Origin of the sequence: Pedococcus aerophilus (genome assembly GCF_039532215.1) — a bacterium.
GTDB lineage: Bacteria > Actinomycetota > Actinomycetes > Actinomycetales > Dermatophilaceae > Pedococcus > Pedococcus aerophilus.
Map to the genome: position 1 here is coordinate 380,471 of NZ_BAAARN010000004.1, position 14,920 is coordinate 395,390.

General features: G+C 69.4%; 10 protein-coding genes and 1 other RNA gene. 3 read left to right on the forward strand and 8 right to left on the reverse strand.

Features of this window, described 5'->3' with window-relative positions:
- Window positions 1-208: 208 nt before the first annotated feature.
- The gene (locus tag ABD286_RS16345) at window positions 209-796 is read right to left on the reverse strand and encodes a hypothetical protein (protein ID WP_344195374.1); all 588 of its coding nucleotides are present in this window, start codon (window positions 794-796) and stop codon (window positions 209-211) included.
- Between the two features lie 92 nt (window positions 797-888).
- On the opposite strand from ABD286_RS16345, the gene ABD286_RS16350 reads away from it, so the two are divergent.
- Window positions 889-2,322, forward strand: a complete 1,434-nt coding sequence (locus ABD286_RS16350) for a copper resistance CopC/CopD family protein (protein WP_344195376.1) — start codon at window positions 889-891, stop codon at window positions 2,320-2,322.
- Between the two features lie 321 nt (window positions 2,323-2,643).
- On the opposite strand, the gene ABD286_RS16355 is transcribed toward ABD286_RS16350, so the two are convergent.
- From ABD286_RS16355 to ABD286_RS16370, 4 genes are all read right to left on the reverse strand, one after another.
- Entirely contained in the window at window positions 2,644-7,785 is a 5,142-nt protein-coding gene (locus ABD286_RS16355) for a peroxidase family protein (protein WP_344195378.1), read from the reverse strand.
- A gap of 198 nt (window positions 7,786-7,983) precedes the next feature.
- Window positions 7,984-9,327 (reverse strand): sensor histidine kinase, encoded by a 1,344-nt coding sequence (locus ABD286_RS16360; RefSeq protein WP_344195380.1) that lies wholly within the window; start codon window positions 9,325-9,327, stop codon window positions 7,984-7,986.
- Complete coding sequence (locus tag ABD286_RS16365; protein ID WP_344195382.1) at window positions 9,324-10,004, reverse strand: response regulator; 681 nt, start codon at window positions 10,002-10,004, stop codon at window positions 9,324-9,326. The genes ABD286_RS16360 and ABD286_RS16365 overlap by 4 nt, the downstream gene beginning before the upstream one ends.
- 84 nt (window positions 10,005-10,088) lie before the next feature.
- Complete coding sequence (locus tag ABD286_RS16370; protein WP_344195384.1) at window positions 10,089-11,111, reverse strand: AfsR/SARP family transcriptional regulator; 1,023 nt, start codon at window positions 11,109-11,111, stop codon at window positions 10,089-10,091.
- Between the two features lie 198 nt (window positions 11,112-11,309).
- Between ABD286_RS16370 and rnpB the strand changes: the two genes are divergently transcribed.
- Window positions 11,310-11,707: RNase P RNA component class A (rnpB, locus tag ABD286_RS16375), an RNA gene on the forward strand.
- Window positions 11,708-11,822: 115 nt separating this feature from the next.
- Here the strand turns inward: rnpB and ABD286_RS16380 are convergent.
- From ABD286_RS16380 to ABD286_RS16390, 3 genes are all read right to left on the reverse strand, one after another.
- Window positions 11,823-11,972: a hypothetical protein gene (locus ABD286_RS16380; protein WP_344195386.1), complete on the reverse strand. Its 150-nt coding sequence runs from the start codon at window positions 11,970-11,972 to the stop codon at window positions 11,823-11,825.
- A complete protein-coding gene (locus ABD286_RS16385) occupies window positions 11,969-12,310 on the reverse strand; it encodes a hypothetical protein (RefSeq protein ID WP_344195388.1) in 342 nt (113 codons plus the stop codon). The genes ABD286_RS16380 and ABD286_RS16385 overlap by 4 nt, the downstream gene beginning before the upstream one ends.
- A gap of 153 nt (window positions 12,311-12,463) precedes the next feature.
- The gene (locus tag ABD286_RS16390) at window positions 12,464-13,657 is read right to left on the reverse strand and encodes a hypothetical protein (protein ID WP_344195390.1); all 1,194 of its coding nucleotides are present in this window, start codon (window positions 13,655-13,657) and stop codon (window positions 12,464-12,466) included.
- A gap of 336 nt (window positions 13,658-13,993) precedes the next feature.
- Here ABD286_RS16390 and ABD286_RS16395 point away from each other — a divergent pair, with 336 nt between their 5' ends.
- Window positions 13,994-14,899, forward strand: a complete 906-nt coding sequence (locus ABD286_RS16395; protein WP_344195392.1) for an alpha/beta hydrolase — start codon at window positions 13,994-13,996, stop codon at window positions 14,897-14,899.
- Window positions 14,900-14,920 lie beyond the last annotated feature (21 nt).

The following is a 14,920-nucleotide window of genomic DNA, read 5'->3' on the forward strand; positions in this document are numbered from 1 at the left end:
AGGTGGGGCCGACCTGCTGGCACACCCGGCCCCTCTACCTGCTCGAGCCACCCCAGCCACAGCGCTCCGACCACGGCGAAGGAGCAGGCGACCAGGACATCCCTGACGACACGCGGCACCAGGTCTGGGGCTCGACGTCCGGTCTGGGTCCCTGAGCGGGTCCGTGCGCGGGTCTGCCCGTCGAGCTGTGCTCGGGTGGCGGGGTGAGTCATGGCGTGACCTGCCTCGTGACTGTGGTGCTGGGGAGCGGTATGGCGGTGGTGGAGGGTGGACCCGATGTTCCGTGGCCGTGCTCCGCCGCGGTGCCGGCGACGTCCACCCGCAGCAGCGGCACGGGGTCCTGGCCGGGAGCGGTGAGGCGCAGCTGGGCGCCGTTGCGCGGCACGACGTACGAGAGCGCGCCCTCCAGGTGTCCACCACGACGCAACGTGCCCCGCTCCATCGACCCGGGGACCGGATCGATGGGCACGGTGCCCGCAAGGGCGCGCAGGACCGAGGTGTCGAAGCGGGAGTCCTTGTCGGCGCCCACGTCGAGGGTGACCCGGACGAGGGCCTGGTCGGTGGTGACGAGGCTGTTCACGCCGTGCGACATCCCGCCCAGGTCGGCGTCACTGAGTCCGCTCACCTGCTCGGCGTGCAGGACGCGGTACTGGATCCCGTTGACCTTCAACGTCATCGCGTCATCGGTACCCCAGAGCACGGCTGCGGCGTGGCGGACGCCGATGGCGGTCGTCGACAGGACGAGCAGCGCCACCACGGCCACCCGCCACAACCCTGACGAAGTCACACGGGACATGGATCGATGGTCGCGCTGCGACCTTGGGCAAATCTTTGGGCTCGTCCTCCCGACGGAGTTGTTCGTCGGGAGCGCGCCGTTAGGCTCCGAGCGTGCCCTTCCGCCGCGGGCTCCGTGGTCGTGGCGCAACCGCCCTTGCGGTCGCGCTGTGCTGCTGCGCCCTGACCTGGTTCACCGCCACGGCTGCGCAGGCGCACGCCAGCCTGGTCCGCAGCTCGCCCGCGGCAGGGGCTGTGGTCCCCCGCGCCCCCGAAGCGGTGACGCTGACGTTCGGGGAACAGGTCCTGGCTGCCGATGCCGGGGTGCGGGTCTACGACGACCGGTTCGCCGAGCTCGACGTGGGGCCGGCGGCCGCAGCACCGAGTGATCCCCTGACCATCGTCGTGGCCTTGCCGCGGGGGCTGGCGACCGGCACCTACACCGTGGCCTGGCGGGTCAGCTCCCGCGACACCCATCCGGTTGCTGGGTCCTTCCAGTTCTCCGTCGGCAGCACCAGCCGGGTCGTCGGAACGTTGCCTGAGACAGGGCGCAACGAAGCCGTGGGTACGTTCCTCGGGGTGCTGCGGTGGGTCGGCTTCGTCGGTGCCGCCCTGGGGCCCGGCGCCGTCGTGGCCGCCCTGCTGGTGTGGCCGGCCGGACTCGGCACCCGACCGCTGCGCAGGGTGGTCGGCGCAGGGCTCGCGCTGCTCGTCGTGAGCACGGCGGGAGGGATGTTGCTGCAGGGCGTCTACGCCAGCGGGCAGCCCCTGGCGTCCCTCTGGCGGGCGCCCGAGACCCTCGACAGCCACTCGGAGCGGTTCGACCGGGTGTATGCCGTCCGGAGCTACCTGCTCGTCGCAGCCACGGTCGGGGTGGTCGCCCTGCTCGGGCTTCCCGCCGAGGCGCGCGACCGGTGGCGGCGGGCGTGGGTGGTCGTGGCAGCGGTGGCCGCACTGGCGCTGCTGGCGACGTGGCCCCTCGTCGGGCACTCGGCCGTGCCGCCGGGGGCTCAGGTGGCGGTCGTCGTCAACCTGGTCCACCTCGCGGCCATGGTGCTCTGGCTCGGTGGCCTGGCCGTGGTCCTCGTCGGTGTGGCCGTCGACCGGGACGTGGTGGTCGCCGATGGGCTGCGCCGGTTCTCCCTGGTGGCGCTCGGGAGCGTCACCGTCCTCGTGGCGTCGGGTGTGGTGCTTGCCTGGCGCGAGGTCGGCACCGTGGGCGCGCTCGGCGGCACGACCTTCGGACGGGTCCTGCTGGCCAAGACGGCAGCCGTGGTGGTGCTGCTGGGCGTGGCGGACCTCGCCCGCCGGTGGGTAGCGCGAAACGCGACCGGTGATGAGGTGGAACCCGTTGGCACGACTCATGATCGTGGCTTCTCACGCTTTCGCACCGGGCTGGTGGGAGAGGTCGCGCTGGCCGCGGTGATCCTCGGCCTCACCGCGGCACTGGTCTCCGTGGTGCCCGGCCGCCAGGCGCCCGAGGGGGCGCCCGGGTCGTCCGCCCCGGCAGGCACGTCGGTCGGGCCCGTCACGCCCACCGGTCGCTGACCACACCGGTCGGTAGGGGACGGTGCCGTTGGGCCACGCGGCATACCGAACTGATCACCAGTCGCGACGTCGAGCGTGGCCGGTGCGGCCGCGGCGCGTCGGCGGCGCGGCACACCTCGGCCATCCCACAGGCTGGTGCAGCGCGCACGTGCAGCTGCCCGGCACCTCGTCCAAGGTGCCGGGCAGCTGCGGGTGGGGCGGTGCCCCGGACTGTGTGAGGGGGTGGTCCGGGGCCCGCGGTCGTGGGGGTCGTGCTCCGGACGGTGCCGGACGGTGCCGGTACCGGGGGATCCCTCGTCCCCCGGACCGACGGCCGTCAGCTCATCGAGCCACCACCGTGTTGGACTTGGCCGAGGCGGGGCTGTCACCCAGGGCGTTGATGGCGACCACCTCGAACTGGTAGTTGCCCGCCGTCAGGGCGATGGTGCGCGGCGTCACCGTGCCGTTGAAGGTCGTCTGGCTGAAGAACGACGTGCTGCCATCGGCCGCGACTCGGTAGGCCAGGACCCGGTAGTTCGTGATGATCGAACCACCGTTGCTGGCCGGAGCCGTCCAGACGGCTTGGGCGTTGATCGCGCCGCCGGTGGCACCCGAGAGGGCGGTGCCGATGGTCGGAGCGCCGGGCACGGTGGCCGGGGTCACCGTGTTGGAGGCCGTGGACAGCGCACTCGTGCCGTTGGCGTTCACCGCCTGGACTCGGAAGTTGTACGCCGTGCCGTTGGTGAGTCCGGTGATGACCGTGGAGGGCGTGCTGCCACTGATCGGTTCCGTCCTGACCACCGTGGTCCCGGTCCGGACGGTGACGATCCAGCCTGTGACGGGTGAGCCGCCATCGCTGCCAGGCGTCCAGCTCACGCTGGCCGTGGTGTTGCCCCTGACTGCGACCACGCCCGTCGGTGCGCTCGGGATGCCCACGGGGGTGACCGCGTTGGACGCGGCCGAGAGCGGACCTGACCCGAAGAGGTTGTTGGCACGCACCTGGAAGGTGTAGCTGCGTCCCGTGACGAGTCCGGTGACCGTGCGGCTGGTGGCCGTACGAGCAATCCCGGTGACGGTCTGGGTGATGGCTCCGCCAGAGCTGACGACGATGTCGTAGCTCGTGATCGGCGAGGTCCCGGCCGGCAGGACCGGAGCGGTCCAGGTCACGGTCGCCGAACCCGTGATGCTGGCGCTGGGCGTCGTCGTGGCGGCGACGTTGGTCGGCGCCGGCGGCGGGGTGAGCAGCAGCACCTGGTCGGTGAACTGCACCCGCTCGATGCCCCGGAGGGTGTCGACACCGTCGGAGACCTTCTGCGTTGCCCGGTTGACGGCCCCGGTCTGGGTGACCGTGAAGCTGCCGTTGGCGTTGCGGACGATTGTGAAGGAGGAACGCGGGGCCAAGAACACCGCCGTGTCGACACCGGTATCACCCGCGGGTGCACCCACGATCTCGCGCACCGCCACCAGCTGGCCCGGGTCGAGCGTCCCGTCGAAGATCGCCTGCTGCAGCGTCTTGGGGTTGCCCGCCTGGTAGGTGCCCTCCATCAGGGTGGCGGAGCCGATCTCGGCGCCGGTCCCGTCCGGGTTGGTGCGGACGCTGATCCGCACCTGGAGGGAGCGGTCACCGTCGATGATGTCGTTGGCGCCACGTCCCGTGATCGTGTCGCTCCCGCCACCGCCGAGCAGGATGTTGCCGTCGCCCCAGATGGGTCCGGAGAGCGGGCAGGTGCCCGCGGCCGACGCCGCGACGACCGGTGCGAGGTCGCCGGTGAGCGGTTGCGGCACGATGGCTGCGAGCCCACTGATGCGGTTGACGCCCGCCTGATCTAGGACGTTGCAGCCGGCGAACCCGGCACCACCGAGGACTGCCGGCACGTCGTCGGTGCCACGGATGACGTCGTCCCGGCTCGAGCCCGAGTCGGCCTCGACCTCCTGCCAGCGGTCGCGGTTGACGACCACCTGGATCGGCAGCGGCCCGAGGTTGTTGTTGATCGCCATGTCGTCGTCCGCGGCGACGGTGTTGTACTGGTGGATCGCCCAGTCGAAGCCAGCGGCTCCGGCGTTGCGGTCGACGAACGAGTTCTGGCTCATGATGTCGTCGCCGCCCTCGGCGTCGTAGTCGTTCTCACCGACCTGGCCGACGAAGACGTCGTGACCGGGACTGGTCTCGGCAGGGTCGTCGAAGAACGGAGCGGCGTGGTCGCCGATGAGCAGGTCCTGGCCCGCGCCGCCCTGGAGCCAGTCGTCGCCACCGTCGCCGAAGGCCGTGTCGGTGCCCGCGCCCGCGATGACGAAGTCGTCATCCGGCCCGGCGAACTCCTCGTTGTCGTTGGCACCGCCGTTGAGGAAGTCCTTGCCGTCTCCGCCCATCATGATGTCGATGCCGTTGCCGGCGTCCATGGCGTCGTTGCCGGGACCGCCCTTGAGGACGTCCGCCCCACCGGTGTCGGTGATGCGGTCGGATCCGTCGCCGCCGATGGTGACGTCGTCACCGGAGTTGCCGTCCAGCCAGTCGTCACCGTCGTTGCCCAGGATGGTGTCGTTGTCGATGCCACCCTTGACCCGGTTGGACGTGGTGTCGCCGTTGTAGACGGACTGCCCGTTGATGCCGGCCGGGTCGATCGAGTTGACGAGCTTGTAGGTGATCTGGCCGTTGGCCGATCGGGTGAGCAGTGCGGTCTCGTCACAGTCCGTGGTCGGGTCGTCGGCGACGGTGGCGCCGAACTGCGTGAACCCGGCTGCGGTGTTGGCGAGGTTGCCCATCTGGAACTTGCAGTCCGCCGTGGCGAACGCGTCCTGCTTGAGCGTGTGCGTGTTGTCGGTGTTGCGCATGACCATCTCAGCGAAGCTGTTGCTCTCCAACTGGGTGCGCAGGTTCATGCCGGGGGTCCGGGCCAGGTAGTAGAACCGGTCCCCGTTCTGCAGGTTGGTCAGCGACGTCTCGAACACGTAGTTGAACGTCTTGCCGAGAAGGCCTCCGTTGATGTCGGTGGCCTCGGCGAGGCCACCCACCCAGAGGTCGACCTTGTTCAGCCCGGTCTCCTGGTTGGCCCAGTCGCCGCTGCCGTTGATGAAGTCCATCTCGTCCTGGGTCGGGCTGATGCCCAGGCCCGGGTCGATGATCTTCTGGGCGGCTGCGCGCTTGTCGACGTAGGTCGTGGCATTGACGATCGTCGGGTACGTCCCATAGGCGGCCACGAAGTTCACGAGGGACTCCGGGTGCTTCAGGTTGTTGCCGAAGTCGGCCCAGCTCGTGTAGGGCGCGAGCTGTCCGTCGTTGGTCACCGCGTTGATCTTGCGACGCAGGTCGTTGAGGGATGGAATGCCCTCGGAACGGGCCCGGGTCATGTTCAGGGTCGGGAGGTCGAGCGGCAACCCCAGCAGGTTGTTGCGCAGGGTCTCCGTGACGAACTCGTCGATCTCCTGCCCGACCTGGTCGGACATGCCCATCATGATGCCGCCAGCGGCCGCCTCAGAGCTGATGGTGTTGTGGTTCTGGTCCCGGTTGAACTCCGGGGGGTTGAGGAACCCGTCGAGCAGCTTGATGTCGTAGTGCTGCGGTGGCGAGGTCGAGCCGGCGGGGACCGGCGCGGTGCGGTCTATGGTCTCGGCCAGCATGGAGTGGCCGAAGCGGTAGACAGCGTGGGCGAACTCAGCGGGGATCGTCGGGTTCACGTCGCTGTGGTAGACGTGGAACGGGTCGATCGCCGGCTGCACCTTGCGGGCGAACTCCTCGAACACCAGGTGCTGGTACTCCATCTCGGTGACGAAGCGTGCCGCCTGGAAGAGGCGCTGCCCGTAGTTCCACCCGGCCGGGCCGCTCGTGCGCCGCCACTGGTCGAGGACGGACTGCGGCACCTTCGTGGTCAGGGTGGTGTTGATGTCCCCCACGAGCCGGTCGTGCTCGGAGTGGAAGATCTGGTGCACGGCCGACAGCGCGATGTTCTCGTTGACTCGCCCGTCTCCCGCGGTGAAGTGGGAGTCGAGCAGCTCGTCGTCGTAGGTGTTGGGGGCCTGCCCGTCGAGCTGGGTCCCTGCCGTGGCGTCGCTGTCGGGGTCCTTGCAGCCCGCCGGGCTGTTGGTCCCGGGGACGTCGCAAGGGCCGACCGAACCCGGATCGGCGTCGTGGGCGATGTCGGTGAGGAACGGCGTGTGGAAGTGCAGCACGTTGGCCGGGGGGGCGACGGGAGCAGCCAGGTCACCTTCGACGGTTCCTGTCGCGGTGACCCACATCGGGAGGCCTCGGTCCGGACCGGGCTTGAAGTTTCCGTAGGGGTCCGTCGCAATCATCGGGATGTCCGCGACATCAGTGTCGCGGAGCCGCAGGCCCAGAACACGAGCCGCTTGGTCCTTGGTGGTCGCCCAGGTGGACATGCCGCCCTTGCGCAGATCGTCGGTGGCCAGCCCGTTGGCGATGCTGGGACCGCCGAGCAGGCGACCTGTGTCCTTCGGGTGGTTGGCGGCGTCGAGCTCGTACTCGCGCAGGAACGCCTGATGGGAGCCGTGCGAGGTGTATGTCTGGCTCTGGTCCACGAGCGGGGTGTCGGTGTTGTCCGCATCCTGCACGTCGTCGGCGGTGCCGAGGACCCCGTCGTCGCCTACCTGGTTCTGACCGCGGGTGAGGACCATGAACCGAAGATTCGGGTCGAGGTCGTCGGAGGTGCCGAGAACGCCGTCCTTGCCCAGGACGAGCGGGTCGTCGTCGTGCAGCGGCACGAAGACGGTGCCACCGCCCTTGACGGTCTGGTCGACGCCGTGGTCGAAGAACTGGCCGAAGATGGTGAAGAGGCCGTTGGAGGGCGGGGACAGCCCTACGTCGGTCGTGATGTTCGGGATGGACAGGGTCTCGCCGGACGGCGTGCACCCGTCGGGGTTGCCGTTCGGGTCCGTTGCGCTGGGGTCTCCCCCCGGTCCGCAGGGCACCACGCCCTTGTTTCCCTGGCTTCGCACCGGGTTGCCGGCGGCCGCCACGGCGGCCGGGTTCTTCGCCGTCTGGTCGACGATGAGGTTGCTGATCGTCCGCGGCTGGCTGTCGAAGACCATGTTGCCGAGGGTCTTGGACTGGTAGGTCGTGGGGGACCCGGCTCCGGGGAAGGGCGCCGGCACGTTCTCCGCGTTCTTGAAGTCCGCGGTGGCCATGCGCTCGAACGGCACGTCGGCGGCGGCGAACTTCTCGCGGCCGGGAACCAGGTTGTTGCACTCGCCGCCCACGGTGCGCAGGCCGTAGGACGTGAGCACGTCCGGCACCTGCTCGGTGTCCGGGATGCCGTCGCCGACCTGGTTGAGCAGCCCCTTGCAGGGCTCGGCAGGGGTCGCCGTCGCGGCGTGGCGCTCGGCGATGTTGATCTGCTTCAGGATGAACGAGAGGTCACCCGTGGTGATGGTGAAACCTGCTCCGACCGGCGCGACGGCGGCACTGGCTGCCATCGACGGCTGGAGCAGCAGTGCGGCGACGACGGCACCGACGGACCCGATAACCGTCATACGGGCTGGTCGTCGTAGGGTCCTGCTGCGTCGGCGGCCACTCGGGCCGGAGCGACCTGCCCCGGAGACCTGGAGCTCGCGAGCTACACGCTCGAACCGTGCGTGGGAAAGGGCCATGACACACCTGCCTCGTGAGGGAATGACAGGCCCACGGTGAAGGCACGACCTTGGGAAAATCTTTCGGGCGCGCGGCTCGGCTCAGCGGGGGAGTATGGCGCGCACCGTGGTGCCGTGCGGTCGGCGCGGTATGACGTCCACGGTGCCCCCCGCTTCGGAGATCGTCTCGCGCACGATGTCGAGGCCCACGTGTCCGGCGGTCCGGTGTGGACCACCAGGGTCGGTGCCGCGGCCGTTGTCCGAGACCCGCAGCTCGACCGAGTCGGAAGTGATGACGAGATCGACGTCCACCGTGCTCGCCTCGGCGTGCTTGGAGACGTTGACCATCGCCTCCCTGGTGACGCGGTGAACCAGTCCCGCAGTCACCGGGTCGACGCCGGGGTCGGGGTCGAGCTCGAGGTTGACGCGCAGTCCCTGCTGCACGAGAACGGCGGCTAGCTCGCGGATGGAGGCGTCGAGCCCGCCGTCGTGGGTCGTGACGGGGAAGAGGTTGGCGACGATGTCGCGCAGCAGCTGGACGTCCCGGCGCAGGATCTGAGCCGTCCGTTCCACGGTGTGGGCCACATCCCGGTCGATGGTCTGCTGACCGGTCCGGCTCGTCGCGGTGCGACCGGACCTGCCGACCGACTCGAGCGTGACAGCGACACCCGAGAGGTCCTGGATGACGTCGTCGTGCAGGTCCTGGGCCAGTCGATGTCGTTCGAGCTCGACGGCCTTGACCGTCTGTGCGAGCATCCGCAACCGTGACCGGCGGATGCTGGTGACCCGTCGGGCGAGGCCGATGGCCAGCGGCAACTGGGACAGGGCGAGGGTGCCCAGGGCGAGCATCCCGACGGGGACCATCTGGGAGACCAGCTGGTTGCGTTCGCGCTCGACCCTGACGAGGGGGAAGTACATCTCGTAGACGACGTCGATGCCGTTCGTCGAGACGGGCAGCGTGTAGACCTCGACCAGCCCGCCGCTGGCTCGTTCGAAGACGTTCTCGGGCTCATCGAGGTCGGAGATGGCCGAGACGGGAGGGGCGCCGGGGACGAGTCCGGCCAGGTCGGGGTTGGACGGGTATCGTCGCCCGATGAGGGAGTGCTCGTCGGAGTAGATGATGGTGCCGTCGCGGGTCCAGATCTTGACGCGTGCAAGGGAGCCGTCACTCATCCGGCCCGTCAGTCGCCGGTCCATGGCAGCGATGGCGTCGGGATCGGCGGCGAGCAGGCCCGCGGTCACCGCGGGAGCCAGTAGTCGGCGGGCGATGCTCGCGCCGTCCTCGGCGGCACTCTGCAGCGCGTGGTGCTCGGCGATCCGGCTCAGGGCGACGAAGGTCGGCACGGATACGACGACCAGCGCCACGGCGCCGTAGAGGAGATAGCGCAGGACGGCGTGCCGGACCTCTGCGGTCTCGGACCCGGAACGCCAACGGGTCACCATCATCGATGGGCGTCGCGCGACAGCCGATCTGGTCGACCGATGGTCACCAGCCCGAGACGGGCGGCAATCACCACGGCCTCCAGCTGGCTGTGGGCATTGAGCTTGATGAGGATCGACTGCACGTAGCTGCGGCAGGTGCTCAGGGAGATGTCGAGCTCCTTGGCTATGTGCTGGACGTCCTCGCCGTCGGCCAGCAGGGCGAGGACGTCGAGCTGTCGATCGCTCAGGCGAACGGCCGGCTCACGTGGAGCAGCCGCGTCGGCGATGAGGTGGATCATCAGGTCTGGGTCCACCGCCACGTGCCCCGGTCGCGCGGTCCGGACAGCAGCGAGCATGGCGGCCAACGTCCCGTCCTTGGCGAGGAAGCCGCAGGCGCCTGCGACCAGCGCGTCGCCCGCGAACTCGGGCTTGGCGTGGGCGGTGAGGACGATGACCCGTGCGAACGGGTCCATCGCCATGATCTGGCGTGTCGCGTCGAACCCCGTGGCGTCGGGAAGCTGGACGTCCATGAGCACGAGCTCGGGTCGCAGGTCGCGGAACATCGCGACCCCGGCCGCCGCCGTGGTCGCGTGACCGACGCTCTCGAGGTCGGGCTCACGGTCCAGGGCGCCGGCCAGCAGCTCCGCGAAGGTGGTGTGGTCGTCCACGACCAGCACCCGAGTCGTCGGGTTGCGGACCATGCAGCGCTCACCCCCTCGTCGTGCGGTGCGGGTCGGCGGGGATGGGACGGCATCTGTGCATCCCGAGCGCCCGCCCCCCGATTGTCAGGCCGTTCGCGCTGCCGCGGCTCCACCATTAGGCGTGCCGCTCCCCATCATGAGCAGGCTGGTCAGCGCCCGTCGCGCCTCGTCGACGGGCACAGGCGAGCTCGGGAGTGAGGCGGTGGTCCGGGTACCGGGGCTCGTACGGTCGCTCGGTCCCGTGGCGCCGTGCAGGCTGACCACGGCGTCGAGGAGCCGGCTGAGCTCACTGTTGGCCTCGTTGGCCCCCCGCAGCATCCGGACGTACGTGTCCTGCAGCACTCGTCCGGGGGAGCAGCCGAGCTCGCGGGAGAAGACACGCCGGCAGTCGTTGTAGGCGCGCAGGCCCTCGGCGTGCAGACCGAGTCGTTCCAGGCTGGACAGGTAGGCGATCCAGGCGGCCTCGTCCAGGCAGTCGCGGCGCACGGCGAGAAGGGACCAGTGCCGGGCCAGGGAAGGAGCGATGTTCATGATCTTGACCGCCCCTTGGACCAGCTGGTTGCGCAGGAGGCCCGAGTGCAGTCTCCGAAGGTCCACGAGCCACTCGAGGTCGCCCTCCTCGGGAAGCAGCTCCGCGTCACCGAGGGCGAGCGCCTCGGCCAGCAGGGGCAGCGAGTCGTCGGGCGGAGTGCGGGGATCGGTCGCCAGCCGGACGAGGCGGCGGTACCGGTCGAGGTCGAGGTCGATGCGTGCCATGTCGACCGTGTAGCTCCCCGACACCGTGCAGATGATGTCCTCACTGCCGACAGCGGCGGCGTGCAGGTGCTTGCGCAGGACGCAGGCGTACGTCTCGAGGTTGGCCTTCGAGCCGTGCCCCCCTTCGCCCGGCCAGAGCATCGACACCAGCTTCTCCTTGGACACCGGCGACCCACCATGGGCGAGCAGGGCCTCCAGGATCAGGCGCGGCTTGGTGCCCCCCAACTGACGCGGCCCCAGCCTCACGCCGCCCACCGTCAGGCGGAAGCCGCCCAGGAAGGACACCTCCATGGTCGGAGCTGCCAGGCCTGCCCGGGATCCGAGCGCAGTGATGGTCTCGTGTGTCGTCATGGTCCCCTCCTCACCACGTCGAGGCTGCTTCATCCGAAGCCTGCGCGCACGGTGCATTTCAATCAGGGGACGACCCTCAATCCAGTGTGGCCCGAAGTGACCACGACCCATGGTCAGCCCTGACTAGTCACCGCAGGACGACGCAGGTATGCCGCCTGGCCGGCTCGGCGCCATACCTGCCCTATCCTTGGCGACGGATGAGTCGGCCAGACGGTCGCGTCGGTGGGCAACCACCGCCGAGGAACGTCCGGGCTCCACAGGGCACGGTGGTGGTTAACAGCCACCCGGGGTGACCCGCGGGACAGTGCCACAGAGAACAGACCGCCACGGTGGACCACGCAGCCCCGGTTGCGCAGGCACCGCGGTAAGGGTGAAACGGTGGTGTAAGAGACCACCAGCGGGCCAGGTGACTGGTCCGGCTAGGTAAACCCCACCCGGAGCAAGCTCAGACAGTGTGCGTCCGAGGGCTGCCCGCCCGAGCACACGGGTAGAGCGCTGGAGGCAGTCGGCAACGGCTGTCGTAGATGGATGACCGTCACCACGGCCGGGGCAACCGGGCCGTGGGACAGAACCCGGCGTATCGGCCGACTCATCCCCCGTTCCACCCCCATCGCGCAGCGCAGGAGAAGTTCGCCGCGCGTCTGGGGAGAGTAGGACGGCGGCGGAAAGTGCTAACGGAGGCTCGGCGCCGCCGAGCGATGAAGCTGCTGATCAGATCCCGTTGGGGAGGGTCTTCGCCTTGGCGCGAAGCTGCGCGCGCATCTTCTGCGCACGTTCGAGGGTCTGGATCCGACTCTTGGTCGTGCGGTGGCCTTTGTCACCCTGAACGACGGACCTGCCCTGCTCGGCTGTGGTGCTCATGTGGTCTCCACCTCTTCCCTCGCGATCACCTGGGCCACCAGCAGATCCAGCATCATGGTCTGCTGGGCTGTCTCGGCGACCTCTTCCAACGATGCTACGCCGTCCAGCAGGTCCTCGTCGGCAATCTTCTCGCGGTTGTCCCAGAGGTGTGTGTACGCCTGCCACCAACGTTCTCGGGCGTCAGCCTCGACGGCTGCTGACTGGTCGTAGCCGATCCGAGCCCGGATGCCGCGAAAGGCGAGGAGAGCCGCACCGAAGGCAGCCAGCCCGCCGAAGCCGGACGATGTGAGGAAGGCTCCGATCGCCAACCGCGCGGGCTCCCACCAACTCCAGTCCACGCACCCCTCCAAGTTCCGCGTGTGGTGCCAGAATTCATAACCACTGCTGGTGACAGGCGATGTGCGACTCGTGAGAGGTCCGGGGTCCTCCGGACACGAACGCGAGAGCGCCCCACCCTCGACGAGGGTGGGGCGCTTCGGTGTGGTGACGGATCAGGCGAGGGTGGCCGTCTCGTCGGCGATGAGCGTGCCGGCGGAGCGGACGACCTTGGGCTTGCCGGCCCAGGTGCCACCCATGCCCATGAGGCGCGACACGTATGCGGCGCCGCCGGTGACGTGGACGACCGGGACGGACTCGGACGTGGCGCTGGCGCGACAGGTCCAGGTGTTGGTGAGCAGGACGGTGCCGGCCTTGACCATGATGAGCGCGGTGTCGGTCTGGTCGGTGAAGTCCGACGGGCGGGCCATGCCGAAGTTGAGCTTGGTGTTGGTGAAGGAGACGCCGCCGCCCTTGACGACGATGAGCGCACCCATCGCCGGGTCGTTGGCGTTCTGGCCCTCGACGACGCAGTCGCTGAAGTCCAGCCCACCCTGCTGGGAGGCCGGGCCCTCGACGAGGATGGCGCGGGAGCCGCCGCGGGCGGTCAGGTAGAGGTGGCGCACGGACGTCTTCGACAGGTTGCTGAAGCGCATGAGGTACTTGCCGCCGTTCGCGCCGGGCCAGCCGTAGTTCATGTCTCCGGCGACCCAGAGGAAGTTGTCCGAACCGCGCAGGGAGAACTGCGTGTCCTGGACGGCGACGCAGGTCCACGAGCCCTTGGTGGTGACCAGCGTCATCGAGAACGGGTCGGCCGGGGTGCCCAGGACGTGCTTGAAGCCGTAGAACGACAGGGTGTCGAAGGTCGCGGCGTAGCAGGTGCCGGCCGAGTAGGGGTGGTGATAGAACTGCGTGACGGCGTTGCTCGACTTGAAGGTGATGCCGGCGATCATGACGTTGTACGTCGTGGAGGTGCCGACGAGCCAGGAGTTGCCGGCGTTGCCGCAGTTGAGGGTGACGGTGCACTGCGGGAGGCACCCGCCCATGCCGGCGATCTCGGGGTTCTGCCAGCCGACGTTCGGGCCGAGGATCCGCAGGCCGGAGAACGTGGTCCGCGTCTGGGTGAAGGTGTGGGCACGGCCCGCGAGGCGGATCGCACGGCGCGGCGAGGACACCTTGGCGACAGCCAGGGCCTGGGTGAGCTTCTCGTCATCGGTGCCGGTGAACGAGTCGAGCAGGATGTCGTCCAGGGCGGGCGCCGCGCTGGCGGGCGTCGCGCCGGTGACGGCTGCTCCGGTGGCGACGACGGCTGCGACACCGAGGGACTTGAGGACGGTGCGGCGGGCTGAGGTGCTGGTCTCAACAGACATGGGGGGATCTCCGTTGCTTCATGGTGGTCGTGGTGAGCAGGGGGGTCACCGCGACTCGCGGATCGGGGGCTCCGCGACAGGACCAATCGTGGGGACTGCGCCGTTTCGCCCACGCCGACTTGGCCAACCCTTGAAGGTCCTCTCGTCCTTTCGTCCAGCCGCTTCTCCACCAACTGGTGTGCGGAAGTCGTCACACGAACGAGGCGTGGGTCGTGCAGCGGTGCTGACGTGCCAGTCCGCTCCGTGCGATCGCACTAGACACCGTTTCAGGGCAGAAGCGAGTCGTGAACGACATTGAGGCCCAAGCCGATCCGGACGCTGCACCGAATGGTGGTCGTGGGAATCCGAGCCGACCTGACCGCCTGGAGCCTTGGCCTCGGTGCATCGCGCACCGTGCGGTACGGCGACGCCCTGCAGTTCGAGGGCGGTGACCTCGCGCCTACTGCACGGGTCCGCGTGCCCACGAGGAGAGGCCCGGTGCCCTGCGACGTCTACCGACCGCACGGCACGCCGACCGGGGTCCTCGTGCACCTGCACGGAGGAGCGTTTGTCATGCGTCACCCCGCGATGGACGACTTCTGGGCGAGGTACATGGCGGCTCGTGCAGGAGTGGTGGTCGTCAACGTCGACTACGACGTTGCCCCTCGACACCGCTACCCGGTTGCCCAGGAGCAGGCTCACGATGTGCTGGTCTGGGCTGCGGCACAGGGGGATTCGCTCAGCACCGGCGGCAGGCGAGTCGCCGTCAGCGGTCTGAGCGCCGGCGGGAACCTCGCGGCAGCGGCCTGCCTCATGGCCCGCGACGAGCGTTCGGTGCAGCCGGCCCTGCAGGTCCTCGGCGTCCCGTCGCTCGACGTCGCGGAGCCCGTCGACAGCAAGGTCGCGCGAGCACCGGGGAGCATGATCGGGCGCCAGGTGCTCGAGCTCGTCCGCGCCACCTACTTCCGTGACGCCTCGCGCCGGGAGGAGGGCTACGCCTCGCCATTGCTGGCACCGCGGCTCGACAAGTTGCCGCCGGCCTACGTCGTGACGGCTCAGCGCGACGTGCTGCGCGCAGAGGGCGATGCGTATGCAGCCCGCCTCGCGGACTCCGGGGTCGCCGTCGACCACGAGGTCGTCCCCGGCGCGGACCACTACTTCCTCGACGGTGACCCCGAGCGCGCCAGGGCGCTGCTGGAACGGATAGCAGTCCGACTCCGTGACGCGTTGGACGACACCGGTTCGCGCCACGACAGGAGCTGACCGGTCCACGTGGCCCGGTGC